14 protein-coding genes and 1 riboswitch are annotated in these 15,276 nt (G+C 62.9%); of the genes, 7 read left to right on the top strand and 7 right to left on the bottom strand.

Annotated features, from left to right (window positions below; translation table 11 throughout):
* The first annotated feature begins 29 nt into the window (after positions 1 to 29).
* The 4 genes from mmsA to NLY36_RS19875 all read left to right on the top strand — a co-directional run bounded on the left by mmsA (position 30) and on the right by NLY36_RS19875 (position 4,520).
* On the top strand, positions 30 to 1,562 hold the full coding sequence (gene mmsA, locus NLY36_RS19890; RefSeq protein WP_027049369.1) for a multiple monosaccharide ABC transporter ATP-binding protein: 1,533 nt from the start codon (positions 30 to 32) through the stop codon (positions 1,560 to 1,562).
* Complete coding sequence (gene mmsB / locus NLY36_RS19885) at positions 1,559 to 2,845, top strand: multiple monosaccharide ABC transporter permease (protein ID WP_023669637.1); 1,287 nt, start codon at positions 1,559 to 1,561, stop codon at positions 2,843 to 2,845. Before mmsA ends, mmsB begins: the two co-directional genes overlap by 4 nt.
* Before the next feature lie 202 nt (positions 2,846 to 3,047).
* Positions 3,048 to 4,043: an AraD1 family protein gene (araD1, locus tag NLY36_RS19880; RefSeq protein WP_023669636.1), complete on the top strand. Its 996-nt coding sequence runs from the start codon at positions 3,048 to 3,050 to the stop codon at positions 4,041 to 4,043.
* A 27-nt stretch (positions 4,044 to 4,070) separates the two neighbouring features.
* Complete coding sequence (locus NLY36_RS19875) at positions 4,071 to 4,520, top strand: hypothetical protein (RefSeq protein ID WP_155923575.1); 450 nt, start codon at positions 4,071 to 4,073, stop codon at positions 4,518 to 4,520.
* A gap of 16 nt (positions 4,521 to 4,536) precedes the next feature.
* Here NLY36_RS19875 and NLY36_RS19870 read toward each other — a convergent pair whose 3' ends face one another.
* Positions 4,537 to 5,307: an ABC transporter substrate-binding protein gene (locus tag NLY36_RS19870; RefSeq protein ID WP_023736126.1), complete on the bottom strand. Its 771-nt coding sequence runs from the start codon at positions 5,305 to 5,307 to the stop codon at positions 4,537 to 4,539.
* Between the two features lie 101 nt (positions 5,308 to 5,408).
* A complete protein-coding gene (locus NLY36_RS19865) occupies positions 5,409 to 6,503 on the bottom strand; it encodes a 2'-deoxycytidine 5'-triphosphate deaminase (protein WP_023736127.1) in 1,095 nt (364 codons plus the stop codon).
* Positions 6,504 to 6,643: 140 nt separating this feature from the next.
* Positions 6,644 to 6,721, top strand: a riboswitch (SAM riboswitch).
* A gap of 57 nt (positions 6,722 to 6,778) precedes the next feature.
* Between NLY36_RS19865 and NLY36_RS19860 the strand changes: the two genes are divergently transcribed.
* Positions 6,779 to 7,969, top strand: coding sequence for an O-succinylhomoserine sulfhydrylase (locus NLY36_RS19860; protein ID WP_023736128.1), 1,191 nt, complete (start codon positions 6,779 to 6,781; stop codon positions 7,967 to 7,969).
* An 11-nt stretch (positions 7,970 to 7,980) separates the two neighbouring features.
* Here the strand turns inward: NLY36_RS19860 and NLY36_RS19855 are convergent, their stop codons facing one another.
* The gene (locus tag NLY36_RS19855) at positions 7,981 to 9,132 is read right to left on the bottom strand and encodes a ceramide glucosyltransferase (protein WP_023736129.1); all 1,152 of its coding nucleotides are present in this window, start codon (positions 9,130 to 9,132) and stop codon (positions 7,981 to 7,983) included.
* A gap of 221 nt (positions 9,133 to 9,353) precedes the next feature.
* Here NLY36_RS19855 and apaG point away from each other — a divergent pair, with 221 nt between their 5' ends.
* Positions 9,354 to 9,746 (top strand): Co2+/Mg2+ efflux facilitator ApaG/CorD, encoded by a 393-nt coding sequence (gene apaG, locus NLY36_RS19850; protein WP_023669631.1) that lies wholly within the window; start codon positions 9,354 to 9,356, stop codon positions 9,744 to 9,746.
* Between the two features lie 185 nt (positions 9,747 to 9,931).
* Here the strand turns inward: apaG and NLY36_RS19845 are convergent, their stop codons facing one another.
* From NLY36_RS19845 to NLY36_RS19835, 3 genes are all read right to left on the bottom strand, one after another.
* Positions 9,932 to 10,963: an Hsp33 family molecular chaperone gene (locus NLY36_RS19845; RefSeq protein ID WP_027049368.1), complete on the bottom strand. Its 1,032-nt coding sequence runs from the start codon at positions 10,961 to 10,963 to the stop codon at positions 9,932 to 9,934.
* Positions 10,964 to 11,071: 108 nt separating this feature from the next.
* Positions 11,072 to 11,983: an ornithine carbamoyltransferase gene (gene argF, locus NLY36_RS19840; RefSeq protein ID WP_023669629.1), complete on the bottom strand. Its 912-nt coding sequence runs from the start codon at positions 11,981 to 11,983 to the stop codon at positions 11,072 to 11,074.
* Positions 11,984 to 12,001: 18 nt separating this feature from the next.
* Positions 12,002 to 13,201, bottom strand: a complete 1,200-nt coding sequence (locus tag NLY36_RS19835; RefSeq protein ID WP_023681950.1) for an aspartate aminotransferase family protein — start codon at positions 13,199 to 13,201, stop codon at positions 12,002 to 12,004.
* Between the two features lie 358 nt (positions 13,202 to 13,559).
* Between NLY36_RS19835 and NLY36_RS19830 the strand changes: the two genes are divergently transcribed.
* Positions 13,560 to 14,078: a GcrA family cell cycle regulator gene (locus tag NLY36_RS19830; protein ID WP_023669627.1), complete on the top strand. Its 519-nt coding sequence runs from the start codon at positions 13,560 to 13,562 to the stop codon at positions 14,076 to 14,078.
* 118 nt (positions 14,079 to 14,196) lie between these two features.
* Here the strand turns inward: NLY36_RS19830 and NLY36_RS19825 are convergent, their stop codons facing one another.
* Positions 14,197 to 15,204 (bottom strand): magnesium and cobalt transport protein CorA, encoded by a 1,008-nt coding sequence (locus tag NLY36_RS19825; RefSeq protein ID WP_023669626.1) that lies wholly within the window; start codon positions 15,202 to 15,204, stop codon positions 14,197 to 14,199.
* Between the last annotated feature and the right edge of the window lie 72 nt (positions 15,205 to 15,276).

The following is a 15,276-nucleotide window of genomic DNA, read 5'->3' as shown; positions in this document are numbered from 1 at the left end:
GGAGCGACATGCAACAGGAGGAGCTTGCCCTGATGACGACGATTTTGGAGATGCGCGACATCACCAAGACGTTCCCCGGCGTGAAGGCGCTGTCGAACGTCAACCTCAGCGTCGAAGAAGGCGAGATCCACGCCGTGGTTGGCGAGAACGGCGCCGGCAAGTCGACGCTGATGAAGGTCCTGTCGGGCGTCTATCCCGCCGGCACCTATGACGGCCAGATCATTTTTCAGGGTCAGGAATGCCAGTTCAAAGGTATCCATGACAGCGAACACAAGGGCATCGTCATCATCCACCAGGAGCTAGCGCTGGTGCCGATGCTGTCGATCACCGAAAATATCTTCCTCGGCAACGAAAACGCCCGATACGGCGTCATCGACTGGGATGCCAACGAGGCGCGCACCGCTGCCCTGTTGAAGAAGGTGGGCCTCAAGGAGGACCCCAAGACACTGATCACCAATATCGGCGTCGGCAAGCAGCAGCTGGTCGAGATCGCCAAGGCGCTGAGCAAGGACGTCAAGCTTTTGATCCTCGACGAGCCGACCGCGTCGCTCAGCGAGAAAGACAGCCAGGCGCTGCTCGATCTTCTGCTCGAATTCAAGCGACAAGGCATGACCTCGATCCTGATCTCGCACAAGCTCAACGAGATCAACCGGGTCGCCGACAAGGTAACCGTCATCCGTGACGGGCGCACCATCGAGACGCTGGCCAAGAAGGATATCTCCGAAGACCGCATCATCACCTCGATGGTCGGCCGTTCGCTCGACGACCGCTATCCGCCGCGCGAGCCCAAGATCGGCGAAGTCGTGTTCGAGGTGAAAAACTGGTCGGTCTATCACCCGCTCCATGCCGAGCGGCAGGTGATCAAGGGCATCGACATCAATGTGCGCAAGGGCGAGGTGGTCGGCATCGCCGGGCTGATGGGCGCCGGCCGCACCGAATTCGCCATGAGCCTGTTCGGCCGCTCTTATGGCCGCCGCATCACCGGCGAAGTGCTGCTCAAGGGCAAGCCGGTCGATGTCTCCTCGGTAAGCAAGGCGGTCCAACACGGCATCGCCTATGTCACCGAGGACCGCAAGACCTACGGCCTCAACCTCATCGACCATATCAAGCATAACATTACGCTGGCCAATCTCGACGGCGTGTCGCGCCACAGCGTGATCGACGACATGCGCGAACTTGCGGTCGCCAACGACTATCGCAAGAAGACCAATATCCGAGCGTCCAGCGTCTATCAGATGACCGGTAATCTTTCCGGCGGCAACCAGCAGAAGGTGGTGCTGTCGAAATGGTTGTTTGCCGACCCTGACGTGCTGATCCTCGACGAGCCGACACGCGGCATCGATGTCGGCGCCAAGTATGAAATCTACACGATCATCGCGCGCCTTGCCTCGGAGGGTAAGGCGATCGTGGTCATCTCGTCGGAAATGCCGGAATTGCTGGGGATTACCGACCGCATCTACGTTATGAACGAAGGGCGCATGGTGGGCGAAATGCCGGCGGCGGAAGCAAGCCAGGAAAAGATAATGCGCGCCATCGTCCGGGGAGAAGGAAAAGCAGCATGAGCACCGAAAGCGCCCCCGCCCCGCAGGGAAACGTCGCCGACGAACAGCGCCCGCGCATCGCCGTCTCGGCGCTGGCGACGAATTTGCGCGAATACGGGCTGATCATAGCGCTGATCGTCATCATGCTGTTCTTCCAGTTCACCACGTCGGGAACGTTGTTCAAGCCGGTCAATCTCAGCAATCTGGTGCAGCAGAACTCCTTCATCATCGTGATGGCGCTGGGCATGCTGCTGGTGATCGTATCGGGCTATATCGACCTCAGCGTCGGATCGGTCGCCGGTTTCATTGGCGCGCTGGCGGCAAACATGATGGTCATCTGGCAACTCGGACCGCTGAGCAATCCCCTGGTGGTTTCGATCGTCTGCCTGGTCGCGGGTGGCCTGATCGGCGCCGCGCAAGGGTATTGGATCGCCTATCACCGGATACCGAGCTTCATTGTCACGCTGGCCGGAATGCTGATCTTCCGCGGCATTTGCCAGGCGTTGCTTGGCGGCGGCTCGTCGGTGGGTCCGCTTCCCGACGACTTCAAGATGCTCAGTTCCGGCTTCATCCCGGATGTGATCGGCCCACTGACGCTCGTCCCGCCGGTCGTGAACGCAGCCGGCAAGACCATCATGGGCAGCGGCGTGACCCTGCACATGACGACGGTCGTGCTGGGGCTGATCGCCGTGCTCGCCTATGCCTATTTCGGGGTCCGCACCCGGCGCAAACGAGAACGCCATGGTTATGAGGCCGAGCCCTTCACCCTGTTCGTGGTCAAGACGCTGGTCGCCAGCGCGCTGGCGCTGTTCCTAGTCTATGAGTTTGCCAGCTACCGCGGCCTGCCGGTGGTGCTGCTGGTCATGGGCGTGCTGATCACGCTGTTCGTCTTCGTCACCAAGCGCATGACCATCGGGAGGCGCATCTACGCCATGGGCGGCAATCCCAAGGCGGCGCAGCTGTCGGGCATCAACACCGAGCGGCTGACGCTGATGGTGTTCATCAATATGGGCGTGCTGTCGGCGCTTGGCGGCCTGATCATCGCGGCTCGTCTCGGCCAGGCGGTGCCGGCGGCGGGTCTCGGCTCGGAGCTCGACGTCATCGCCGCAGTGTTCATCGGCGGCGCCTCGGCGATGGGCGGCGTCGGCCAGGTCATCGGGGCAGTCGTCGGCGGCTTCATCATGGGCGTGATGAACAACGGCATGTCGATCATGGGCGTCAATGTCGACTGGCAGCAGGTGGTCAAAGGCCTGGTGCTGCTCGGCGCCGTGATCTTCGACGTCTACAACAAGAACAAGGCCTGACAAGCTTCAGGCGAGGCAAGCAGGAGGCATACGGTCGCGGCGCAGCCGGCAAGTTGTCGGCACAAGAAGTCCCCCGAGGGATGGAGCTCGCGAGCGCAATCCGGACGAAGAGTTCAACCCGTGGCGCGGCGAGGTCCGAGCCGCGCAGGTCAAGGTTTGCCAAGGGGCAACCCGGCCAAGGCACATGAGAGAGGATTTCATCATGCTAATCTCCCAGATCCTCGACGACGCCGAGACCATCCGCGTCGTCGCCCGCAATGGCGGCGGCAAGACCAGGATCATCAACGGCGCCCGCAGCGTCTATTCGCTGGCCATGGAAGCCGCGCGCACCGGAACGGGCCTCGCCGCGCTGATCGAGCGCAAGGGGTTCGGTGAAGCGATAGACCTCGACGCCGTCTACAAGAAGGGCCGGCTGGTGTCGCCGATCAACCATCCCGATCCTGCGCATCTGCATCTGACCGGCACCGGCCTGACCCATCTCGGCTCGGCGGCGACACGCGATTCCATGCACAAGAAGCTCAGCGATGGCGGCGAGGAGCAGCTCACCGATTCCATGAAGATGTTCCGCATGGGGCTCGAAGGCGGCAAGCCGGCCAAGGGCCAGACCGGCGTGCAGCCGGAATGGTTCTACAAGGGCAACGGCACCATGGCGGTGGCGCCGGGCGCCGCATTGATGTCGCCGGCCTTCGCGCAGGACGCCGGCGAGGAGCCGGAAATCGCCGGCATCTATGTCATCGGCGACGACGGCGCGCCGTTCCGCGTCGGCTTCACGCTGTCGAACGAGTTTTCCGATCATGTTACCGAGCGGGTGAACTATCTGTTCCTGGCACATTCCAAACTGCGCAACGCCTCGTTCGGGCCGGAAATCCTGATCGGCGACCTGCCGGCCGACGTCAGGGGCTCATCGCGAATCTATCGCGACAGCAATTTGCTGTGGGAAAAGCCGTTCCTGTCGGGCGAAGCGAACATGTCGCACACAATCGCCAATCTCGAACATCACCACTTCAAATATTCGGCCTTCCGCCAGCCGGGCGACGTGCATGTGCACATGTTCGGCACGGCGACGCTGTCCTTTGCCGACGGCATCAAGACTCAGGCTGGCGACGTGTTCGAGATCGAGGCCGGGGATTTCGGCCTGCCACTGCGCAACCCGCTGGAGATTGAGCAGCCGGTGAAGGTGGCGGTGAAGGCGCTTTGAGGCAGCATCACAATTTGGGAGCCGGAAATGAACGGAATGCGGCTTGTCATTGTGTTCACGGGCGTGGCCCTGTTCCTGACCCAACCGTCGGTGGCCTTTAGCGCCGGCCAGTGCAGCCCGAAGTCCTATCGTGAAGCCCGTTTGGCGATGACGAGCCGTCTTCTGGCAACCGGCTATTCGAAAGCCCAGGTGAGCTTTCTGATGCGCAACACGGATCACATGACATCAGCGCTTCGCAGCGACAGGCTGAACAACAATGGCAAGGTCTGCGGCATCGACTCCGCCAAGGCCCATGTCCTCGGTTGCCTCGACAAGCAGTTGTTCCCGTTGAAGCGCGGCTCAAACGCTTCGCTCGACGAGGTCAAACTGACCGAAGGCTTTTGGGGCAGGAAACGTTTGGCCGCACGCGAACTGCTGTTTATCGGCCATTTTCATGCCTGCCTTGGCGCCGCGAAAGAGTATCTCTTTCGCGGCTGACGCCGGCGGACGGGACTCAATAAATATCGAAATCGAAATACTTGGCCTGGATCTTCTTGTAAGTGCCGTCGGCGACGATGGCGTCTATCGCCGCATTCAGCTTGTCGCGCAGCGCCGTGTCCTCCAGGCGGACAGCGATGCCGGCTTGCGTCTCGGTGCCCTTGACGTCGCCGACAAGCTTGCAGCAGCCTTCGCTCGCCTTCTTCAGCCAGTCCATCAGCACGAATTTGTCGGAGATGACGGCGTCGAGACGGCCGTTCTGCAAGTCGGTGATCGCCTCTTCCTGGGTGGGGTAGAGTTTCGCCTCGGCGCCGGCCTTGCCATAGGCGTCCTGCGCATAGTCGGCCTGGGTGGTCGAGGCCTGCGCGCCCACCGTCTTGCCGGCAAGGGCTGCCGGTTCGGTGGAAGTGAGGTCGCTGTCCTTGGGCGCCACCAGCGCCAGCGGCGTCGTGTAGTATTTGTTGGTGAAGGCGACCTGTTTCTTGCGCTCCTCGGTGATGCTCATCGAGGCGATGATGGCGTCGAACTTTTTCGCCTGCAGCGCCGGGATGATGCCGTCCCAGTCCTGGGTGACGATCTCGCACTCGACCTTCATCTGCGCACACAGCGCATTGGCAATGTCGATGTCGAAGCCCTCGATCTTGCCGTCCGCGGTGATGGTGTTGAAGGGCGGATAAGCGCCCTCGGTGCCGATCTTCAATTTGTCCTGCGCCTCAGCCAGCGAGCCGGCCGATATCACCAGCATGGCAGCGCCCGCTGCCGATATGATCCATCTTGAAATCTGCATTTTGGTTCCCCTTGCGCGCCGTTCTCTTGCCGGCCACCGAAAGGCAGCCAAGCATGGTGACGCAGCGCAGGCAAGTATTTTGCCTGACGGTGATCGAAGGTTCAGCCGGCGGGGCGGAAATGCTTGGAGAGCTTGAGGCCTTGCGCCTGGTAATTCGAGCCGAGATCGGTGCCGTAAAGCGCCTGCGGCCGCTTCAGCATGTGTTCGTAGACCAGCCGGCCGACGATCTGGCCGTGGTCGAGGATGAACGGCACTTCGTGGCTGCGCACTTCGAGCACCGCCCGGCTGCCGGTGCCGCCTGAGGCCGAATGGCCGAAGCCCGGATCGAAGAAGCCGGCATAGTGAACACGGAATTCGCCAACCAGCGGATCGAAGGGCGTCATCTCGGCGGCGTAGAGCGGCGGCACGTGCACGGCTTCGCGGCTGACCAGGATGTAGAACTCGTCCGGGTCGAGCACCAGTTCGCCGGCGCCGCTCTTATAGAGCGGCTCCCAGAAATCGACGGCATCCTGGGCGGCGCGCTTGTCGACATCGACCAAGCCGGTGTGATGCTTGCCGCGATAGCCGACCAGGCCGTTCTGGTCGCCGTCAAGATCGATCGACAGCGCAATGCCGCCGCCGGAAATGTTGGGCGGCTCGGTCGCCACCAGCATCTCGGCGCGGTGCAATTCGTTCAGCTCTGCCTCCGACAACAGCGCGTTGCCGGTGCGAAAGCGGATCTGCGACAGTCTCGATCCAGCGCGTACGACGATCGGGAAGGTGCGTGGACTGACTTCGAGATAAAGCGGCCCGTGATAGCCGGGGGCGATCTTGTCGAACTCATGGCCGCGATCGGTCATCACCCGGGTGAAGATGTCGAGCCGGCCGGTCGAGCTCTTCGGGTTGGCGGAGGCGGACACGTTTGCGGGCAGCGCCAGGCTTTCGAGCAGCGGCACGATGTAGACGCAGCCGGTTTCCAGCACCGCGCCCCCGGCGAGACTGAATTCGTGCAATTTCAGCCGGTGAAGCTTGTCGGCCACCAGATGATCGGGACCCGGCAGGAAGGAGGCGCGCACGCGAAAAGCCTTCTCGCCGAGCCTGAGATCGAGGCTCGCCGGCTGCACCTGGTCGACATCGAGCGCGCGCGGCGACTTCAGCGCGCCGGACTGAAACAGCGCGGAAATGTCCTGATCGGGAAGAATGCCTGTCTGCCGCAAAAGGCTGGCTCCGCTCCAAGGTCGGTCTCTTTGTGGCAGGTTCTTGCCGCAAAACCGCTGGATATTATTGCGGAACCTGCCTGGTACAAACCTCTTAATGAAGCCGGCAATTGACGCAAGCGCAGGTGAGGTCTAAAGGGTCGTTATCCCGTGGTGATTTGGCCGGTCGGCTTGCAGCCACGTTAAACAAGTCGCTAAAGGACCGTCAGGCCGCAAGGCCATATGGACCGGTTGCGACTTTCGCGGCCGGTTTTTTTGTGTCTGGAACAAAAGCGATGAGCACCAAGAAGCGTAACTGGAAGCCTCAGACCGCACTCGTGCACGGGGGAACGCTGCGTTCCCAGTTCGGCGAGACGTCAGAAGCGATGTATCTCACTCAAGGCTATGTCTACGAGACGGCGCAGGCTGCCGAGGCCCGTTTCAAGGGCGAGGAGCCGGGCTTCATCTATTCGCGCTATGCCAACCCTACCGTCGACATGTTCGAAAAGCGCATGTGCGCGCTGGAGGGTGCCGAAGATGCCCGCGCCACGGCGTCGGGCATGGCTGCGGTGACGGCAGCGCTGCTGTGCAGCGCCAAGGCCGGCGACCATATCGTTGCGGCGCGCGCGCTGTTCGGCTCCTGCCGCTGGGTGGTCGAGACGCTGGCGCCGAAATATGGCATCGAGGCAACGCTGGTCGACGGCACCGACATCGCCAACTGGGAAAAGGCGGTGCGGCCGAACACGAAACTGTTCTTCCTGGAAAGCCCGACCAATCCGACGCTGGAAGTGGTCGACATCGCAGCGGTGGCGGCGCTCGCCACCTCGAACGGCGCCAGGCTGATCGTCGACAATGTCTTTGCCACGCCCTTGCAGCAGAAGCCCTTGCAGCTCGGCGCCCATATCGTCGTCTACTCCGCGACCAAGCACATTGACGGCCAGGGACGCTGTCTCGGCGGCATCATCCTGTCGGACAAGAAATGGATCGACGAGAATTTGCACGACTATTTCCGCCACACCGGCCCGAGCCTGTCGCCGTTCAACGCCTGGACGCTGCTCAAGGGCCTGGAGACGCTGCCGGTTCGGGTGCGCCAGCAGACGGAAAGCGCGGCCAAGATCGCGGATTTCCTGGCAGGACGGCCGGAAATCGCCCGCGTCATCTATCCCGGCCGCGCCGACCACCCGCAGGCCGACATCGTCAAGAAGCAGATGACGGGCGGATCGACGCTGATCTGCCTCGACGTCAAGGGCGGCAAGCAGGCGGCCTTCGCCTTGCAGAACGCGCTCGACATCGTGCTGATCTCCAACAATCTCGGCGACGCCAAGAGCCTGATCACCCATCCGGCGACCACCACGCACAAGAACCTCAGCGACGAAGCTCGCGCCGAGCTTGGCATCGGGCCGGGAACGCTCAGGCTGTCGGTCGGTCTTGAGGATACGGACGATCTGCTGGAGGACGTTGCGCAGGCGCTGAAGGCAGCCGGATAGGCCGCGAGGCGTCACGCTCCCGACGAAACCTCTTCCAGTTCGGCCGTCTTGGTGCCGATGGTCATGGTGTTGCCGCGCCAGTCGACGGCGCCGCTCAGCCAGCCGCGCGCCCAGATGGCGGGAAGCATCATGTCGCGGACCATCATCGCCGGGACCATGCGCAGCGACAGATGCCAGCCCTTGGCCGCGGCCAGCGCGCATTCGGGAATGTAGGCCGCCGTCAGCACGGCCATCACCGTGGCCGGCAGGCTGATGCCGGCACTTGCGGCCGCCACCAGCGCCAACGCCAACGGCACGGCGACGCCGGTCAGGATCTCGGGTGCGAAAAACAGCGGGAAGGTGACGCGGCGCAACCGCGCCCAGCGCGCCTGGCGCGACCAGATGTCGGCAAGTCGGCGCTGCCCCAGTGGTTGCTCGAAAGGCGAGGCAACGAGATTGACGTGCAGGCCCAGTCCGTTGACCAGCTTGGTTGCAGCAGCATCCTCGGCGATCTCGGCGGCCAGCGCGCGGATACCGCCACTGGTATCGAGCATCGGCTTGTTCCACAGCATGCTCTTGCCTTGGGCAAAGCCGAGACCGAGCGCCTCGCCGGCATATTGCCAGCGCGCCTGCAGCGTGTTGAGGAACGCGCATTCGACCTCGGCCCAAAAGCCATCCGGCCGAGAGCCGATCGGCGTCGAGCAGATAAGCCCGGTATTGGTCCGCCAGGCCGCCATCAGGTGCTGGACGTAATCCCTTGGCATCAGCACGTTGGAATCCGCCAGAATAACCCAATGATAGCGCGCCGCTTCCCAGCCCTTGACGCAGTTGTTGAGCTTCGGGTTGCTGCTGACGCGGTCGTCGCCGATCAGCAGCCGGGCCGGCACGTTGGGAAACAGGACGATCGCCCTGTTTATCAGTTTGACGACGGGATCGTCGGCGTGAGCGACGCAGAAGATCAGTTCGTAGCGCGGCCAGTCGAGCGAGAAGGCTCGCTGCAGCGTCTCTTGTGTGAACGGCTCCACGCCGCGCGACGGCACGACGATCGAGACCGGTGGCTGCTCGCCGGACGGCGGAGGGATAAGGCGACGCGCTTGCAGTTTCGACGAAGCAAGCAGGATGCTGGCGAGATTGGAAAGAAGCAAAGCGGAGGAAGCGAAGGCGGCTGTGAGAGCTAGTTCCATCGAGATCTGGTCACTCCGGAAAGGCCGCTCGCGGCTGCTTTGTCAGTCGACAGATGGGCCTTGAGTCGCCGGCAAGGTTTGCGCACACCAACATTGTCATGTGTCACTTAAATGACATTGTTTGTCGGCACTGCGCTTTGAGGCTGGCAGGACATGCCGCTCTGCGCGTATCAAACCGCATGGCGCGACAAATGTTCCCTGCTGCGCAACCGGAGCAGCCCATGTACCGCGCCGTCACGCGCAACATCGAAGTGCAGGTCAGACCGTTCTACCTGGAGGACCGCTCGGACCCGGCGGAGAACCGTTATGTCTGGGGCTACCAGGTGACGATCGACAACCAGTCGGACGATTTCGTGCAGCTTATGGCGCGTTACTGGCACATCACCGACGGCAGCGGCCGGGTCGAGGAAGTGCGCGGCGCCGGCGTGGTCGGCGACCAGCCTGAGCTCAATCCCGGCGACAGCTATCAATACACGTCAGGCTGCCCGCTCTCGACGCCCTCCGGCTTCATGGTCGGCCACTACACCATGCGCAACAAAAAGGGCGAGACGTTCGACGTCGCTATTCCCGCGTTTTCGCTGGATCTGCCGGGGACCCGACGGACGGTGAATTAGGGGTTTTCTCCCCATCTCTATACGGGGAGAAATGCCCGGCAGTGCAATGAGGGGCGCCGCCGGACTCATGAGGTTTCTTCCACGCACATGACGTAGGCTATGCGCGGCCATTCACCAAAGTTCGCGCTGCCCCTCATCCGCCCTTCGGGCACCTTCTCCCCGTGAACGGGGAGAAGGAAGAGATGCTACTGAGCTGCAAACTCCGCCGGGTCGAAGTCGTACTGCTTCGAGCAGAACTCGCAGGCGACGTGGATGCCGCCATCTTCGGTGCTGTCCTTGATCTCCTGCGCGGAAAACCCCTCGAGGATGCCGCGTATCTTGTCCCTTGAGCAGGAACATTGGTCGGCGACCGGCACGCCGCCGAAGACGCGCACGCCATGTTCGTGGAACAGCCTGTAGAGCAGCCGCTCGGCGCCGATGGTCGGGTCGATCAGCTCGGTCGGCTCGATGGTGCCGAGCAGCGCCACCAGCTCGCGCCACGAATTGTCGGCCGGCTCCTGCGTCACGTCACGCGGATCGCCGTCGCCGCCCGAAATGTCCGGCACGCGCATGCGCTCGGGTGACTGCGGCAGGAACTGCGCCAGGATACCGCCGGCGCGCCACTGCTCGCGCGCACCGCCGGGGCCGGGCGTCAGAAGCTTGGCCACCGACAGCCGGAGGTCGGTCGGGATCTGCTCCGACTGGCGGAAATAGGTGCGCGCGGCGTCTTCCAGCGTCTCGCCGTCGAGCTGGACGATGCCCTGATAGCGCTGCGTGTGCGCGCCTTGGTCGATGGTCAGCGCCAAAACGCCGCTGCCCAGCAGCGTCTGCTGCGAGGTCTGGCCTGCGGCCACCAGGGCCTCCAGCCGGTCGGCGTCGAAACGCGCATAGGCGCGCAATGCCGAAGGCGTGGAGAAATCCGCGACCAGCATGTCGACCGGGCCGTCGGTGCGGGTCTGCAGGATGAACTTGCCTTCGAATTTGAGCGAGGTGCCGAGCAGCACCGTCAGCACACAGGCTTCCGCCAGCAGGCGGGCGACCGGCTCGGGATAGTCGTGACGGTTGAGGATGGCGTCGAGCATCGGCCCGAGTTGCACGGTGCGGCCGCGCACGTCGAGCGGGCCGACCTCGAAGGGTACGACATGATCGTCGCCGGCATAGCCGAACTCGCCGAGTTTGGGGTGATGTTCAGTCACTTGATGCGTTTCCAACATGACAAAGCTCCAGGGCGCGGCCATGCGGCCCGGAGGGGTGCATGCGTCCAAACGCGCTTGATTTGCGTGATGCGGCGCAAATAGGCATCGCGCCGCCCCGGATCAAGCGCTTGGAGATCAAGCGCCTGGAGATCAAGCGCCCAGACACCAGGCCAAAACCGCCTTCTGGGCGTGGAGCCGGTTCTCGGCTTCGTCGAAGACCACCGAATGCGGACCGTCGATGACCTCGTCGGTCACTTCCTCGCCGCGGTGCGCCGGCAGGCAGTGCATGAACAGGGCGTCGGGCTTGGCCCTGGCCATCAGCGCCGCATTGACCTGATAGGGCGAGAAGACATTATGGCCGCGGGCGCGGTGTTCCTGGCCCATCGACACCCAGCAGTCGGTGACGATGCAGTCGGCCTGGTCGACGGCTTCCTCGGGCGAGCGGGTGAAGTGCAGCTTGCCGCCATTGCTCTTCGACCAGTCGATATGCTTTTGCGCCGGCTCGCTGCCTTCCGGCACTGCGACGTTCAGGTTGAAGCGGAACCGCGCCGAAGCCTCGAGCAGCGAATGCAGCACGTTGTTGCCGTCGCCGGTCCAGGCGATGGTCTTGCCGGCAACCGGACCGCGATGCTCCTCGAAGGTCATGATGTCGGCCATCAGCTGACAGGGATGGGTGTCGTCGGTCAGCCCGTTGATGACCGGAATCGTGGCATTCTCGGTCAGCTCGAGCAGCCGCTCATGCGACGTGGTGCGGATCATGATGGCGTCGACATAGCGCGACAGCACCTTGGCGGTGTCGGCAATGGTCTCGGAGCGGCCGAGCTGCATTTCGGTGCCGGTCAGCATGATTGTCTCGCCGCCGAGCTGTCGCATGCCAACGTCGAAGGACACGCGCGTGCGCGTCGACGGCTTGTCGAAGATCATGGCCAGCACCTTGCCTTCGAGCGGTTTGGTCCGTTCGCCGGCCTTGAGGCGCGCCTTGCGCACCACCGCATCGTCCAGCATCAGGCGCAGATCGCCTTCGGAAACGGCGGAAAGATCGGTGAAATGGCGAAGGCTCATCGGGAATGGTTCTCGGGATTACTTCGCGGCGGCCGCGGCGATGGCGTCGGTCAGGCCCTTGGCGCCGGCGCGGATGCGATCGAGCGCTTCGCCGATCTCGGCGTCGGTGACGGTCAGCGGCGGCAGCAGACGAATGACGTTGTCGCCTGCCGGCACCGCCAGCAGATGCTGGTCGCGCAGCGCCATGTTGACCTTGGTGTTGGGCATGGCGCATTTCAGGCCAAGCATCAGGCCGCTGCCCCTGATGCCTTCGATGACATCAGGAAATTCGTCGGCGACCGCCGCCAGGCCCTGCTTCATCAGCAATGCCTTGCGCTGGACGTCTTCGAGGAAGCCGTCTTCCAGCACGACGTCGAGCACAGCGTTGCCGACCGCCATGGCCAGCGGATTGCCGCCGAAAGTGGTGCCATGCACGCCTGCCGTCATGCCGACGACAGCGTCGTCGGTGGCGAGGCACGCGCCCATCGGAAAGCCGCCGCCAATGCCCTTGGCAATCGCCATGATGTCGGGCGTCACGCCGGTCCATTCATGCGCGAACAGCTTTCCGGTGCGACCGATACCGCACTGGACCTCATCGAAGATCAGCAGCAGGCCGTGCTGGTCGCAGAGCTGCCGCAGCCGTTTCAAGGATTGCGTCGGCACCGGGCGGATGCCGCCCTCGCCTTGCACCGGTTCGATCAGGATCGCGGCGGTCTCTGGTGTGATCGCCTTTTCGGCGGCGTCGATGTCGTCGAAGCCGACCTGGTCGAAGCCTTCGACCTTGGGCCCAAAACCTTCGAGATATTTGTACTGGCCGCCGGCGGCGATGGTCGCCAGCGTGCGGCCGTGGAAGGCGCCTTCGAAGGTAATGACCCGGAAGCGCTCGGGATGGCCCTTGACGAACTGGTAGCGCCGCGCCGTCTTGATCGCGCATTCGAGCGCCTCGGCGCCGGAATTGGTGAAGAACACCTTGTCGGCGAAGGTGGCGTCAGCCAGCCGCTCGCCGAGCCGGGCCTGCCCCGGGATCTCGTAGAGATTGGAGACGTGCCAGAGCTTGGCCGCCTGTTCGGTCAGCGCCGAGACCAGATGCGGATGGCTGTGGCCCAGCGAATTGACCGCGATGCCGCCAGCGAAATCGAGATATCGCTCGCCCTTGTCGGTAACCAGCCAGGTGCCTTCGCCATGATCGAAGGCCAAAGGGGCGCGGGCAAAGGTCTCGTAAAGCGCCGAACCGCTCATTATATGCGTCTCCGGTACCGGAAAAATCAAAAAAGCCGCCAAAGCGGCGGCCTTTGCGGCTTATCGTGTTTTTCGGCCATGAAGTCAACGAAAACGTCGTGCAGAGGCGCGTGGCCAGCTCCCGACGAGACGCCGGCTCATAAGCGACCGGGCAAGTTGGGGAAAACCTAAAAAACCGATTCGTGTTGCACCTGGGACTCTTGTCACCGAGTCAACACATGAGGTAATTGTAGTCGGGAAATAACTAGATTTCGTGCGGCGGACCTAATCACCTAATATATGTGGTGTCTGCCCCGGCAAAGATTGCCGGGTCGGGAACGGATTCCGGCTGCCGCACACATAGCAGGAGCGCGGTCTCATGAACTGGACTGACGAGCGGGTCGAACTTCTCAGGAAACTGTGGTCGGAGGGCTTGAGCGCAAGCCAGATCGCCGCCCAACTCGGCGGGGTCAGCCGCAACGCGGTCATCGGCAAGGTGCACCGGCTGAAGCTGTCGGGCCGCGGACGCTCGACTGCAACGCCGGCGCGTCAGAAGAAGACAACGCAGGGATCTTCGATCCAGAAATCGGTGCCGCGCGCCGCAACCACGCAGCGCCATGTCACGACGTCGATCGGGGCGAACGCGCTGCAGGCGCAGTTCGACGCCGAGCCAGTGGCGCGCCACTACATCCGCCCGGTCGAAAACGTCGTCGTGCCGATCTCGCGGCATCTGCAGCTCACCGATCTCACCGAGCGCACCTGCAAATGGCCGAATGGCGACCCGCTGTCGGAAGACTTCAACTTCTGCGGCAACGAGGCGGCCGAAACCGGACCTTACTGCAAGTACCACGCAAGGGTGGCGTTCCAGCCGGCTTCAGAGCGGCGCAGAAGCCGGTAGTTAGGAATAGGGATTGGGGACTGGGCAGTAGGGAATGGGGTAGCGCTCGTGAGGCGCCACCTTATTCTGCCTACTGCCTACTGCCTACTGCCTACTGCCTACTGCCTACTGCCTACCATCACAGCCACCCACTCTTCCGAAATCGCCAATACAAAAACGAGCAGATCAGCGCGATCGAGACCAATACGACGGGATAGCCGTATTGCATCTTCAGCTCCGGCATGTCGTCGAAATTCATGCCGTAAATGCCGGCGAGCGCCGTCGGCACCGCCAGGATCGCGGCCCATGAGGCCAGCTTCTTGGTGTTCGCGGTTTCCTGGCTCTGGCCGACCAGCAGGCTGGCTTCGAAAGCGAAGGCCAGAACCTCGCGCAGGCTGTCGATCTTTTCCTGCACGGTGCGGATATGATCGGTGACATCGCGAAACAGCGGATGCATGGCGGTATGGATCTGCGGCAGGTCGGCGCTGGTCAGCCGGCGGCAGACCTCGACCAGCGGCAGCGCCGCATTGCGCAGGCGCAACAGATCGCGGCGCAGCATATAGAGCCGCTCGATGTCGGGACCGGTCATCGGCTTCAGCAGCACCCTGTCCTCGATCGCCTCGACCTCGTCCTCGATCTGCTCGAGCACCGGCATGTAGTTGTCGACGATGAAGTCGAGAATGGCGTAGAGGACGAAATCCTCGCCCTTGGCCAGTGAGTGCGGACAGCTTTCCCAGTGCTGGCGCACGGCGGCGTATGAGGTCGAGGGACCATGCCTGACGCTGACGATATAGCCTGAGCCGACGAACAGATGCGTCTCGCCGAAGGTGACGCGTCCGTCGATCAGCTGTGCAGTGCGGGCAACGATGAACAGCGCATCGCCATATTGCTCGATCTTCGGCCGCTGGTGCGGATGTTCGGCGTCTTCAATCGCCAGCTCATGCAAATGGAATTGCGCCTTGACGCGCAGCAGAAGCTCGCGGTCGGGTTCGAGCAGCCCGATCCAGACGACATGGCCCGACTTCTTGGCCCATTCACCGGCTTCCTCGATCGGAATGTCGGCGATGCGCTTGCCGGCGGTGTAGACGCTCGACGCGATGATGCCGGACGATGCCGGCGCCGGCTTGAACTCTCGGACATATTCCATCGCAGCCTCCTGAGCGCCTGGCCTTGGCCAGGAACCGAGACGCTAACATCCGGGTAGTTTAGCGCAATATGA

Source organism: Mesorhizobium sp. C399B (assembly GCF_030323185.1).
Classification (GTDB): Bacteria; Pseudomonadota; Alphaproteobacteria; order Rhizobiales; family Rhizobiaceae; genus Mesorhizobium.
Note: the sequence above shows the minus strand (reverse complement) of the source record. Positions and strands in the feature narration are given on the sequence as shown.

Bases quoted from the DNA above. Each gene is read 5' to 3' on its own strand.
- NLY36_RS19835 (WP_023681950.1), bottom strand. From the start codon at position 13,201: ATGAGCGGTTCGGCGCTTTACGAGACCTTTGCCCGCGCCCCTTTGGCC.
- mmsB (WP_023669637.1), top strand. From the start codon at position 1,559: ATGAGCACCGAAAGCGCCCCCGCCCCGCAGGGAAACGTCGCCGACGAA.
- NLY36_RS19830 (WP_023669627.1), top strand. From the start codon at position 13,560: ATGAACTGGACTGACGAGCGGGTCGAACTTCTCAGGAAACTGTGGTCG.
- argF (WP_023669629.1), bottom strand. From the start codon at position 11,983: ATGAGCCTTCGCCATTTCACCGATCTTTCCGCCGTTTCCGAAGGCGAT.
- NLY36_RS19860 (WP_023736128.1), top strand. From the start codon at position 6,779: ATGAGCACCAAGAAGCGTAACTGGAAGCCTCAGACCGCACTCGTGCAC.
- NLY36_RS19855 (WP_023736129.1), bottom strand. From the start codon at position 9,132: ATGGAACTAGCTCTCACAGCCGCCTTCGCTTCCTCCGCTTTGCTTCTT.
- araD1 (WP_023669636.1), top strand. From the start codon at position 3,048: ATGCTAATCTCCCAGATCCTCGACGACGCCGAGACCATCCGCGTCGTC.
- NLY36_RS19875 (WP_155923575.1), top strand. From the start codon at position 4,071: ATGAACGGAATGCGGCTTGTCATTGTGTTCACGGGCGTGGCCCTGTTC.
- apaG (WP_023669631.1), top strand. From the start codon at position 9,354: ATGTACCGCGCCGTCACGCGCAACATCGAAGTGCAGGTCAGACCGTTC.
- NLY36_RS19845 (WP_027049368.1), bottom strand. From the start codon at position 10,963: ATGGCCGCGCCCTGGAGCTTTGTCATGTTGGAAACGCATCAAGTGACT.
- NLY36_RS19825 (WP_023669626.1), bottom strand. From the start codon at position 15,204: ATGGAATATGTCCGAGAGTTCAAGCCGGCGCCGGCATCGTCCGGCATC.
- NLY36_RS19870 (WP_023736126.1), bottom strand. From the start codon at position 5,307: ATGCAGATTTCAAGATGGATCATATCGGCAGCGGGCGCTGCCATGCTG.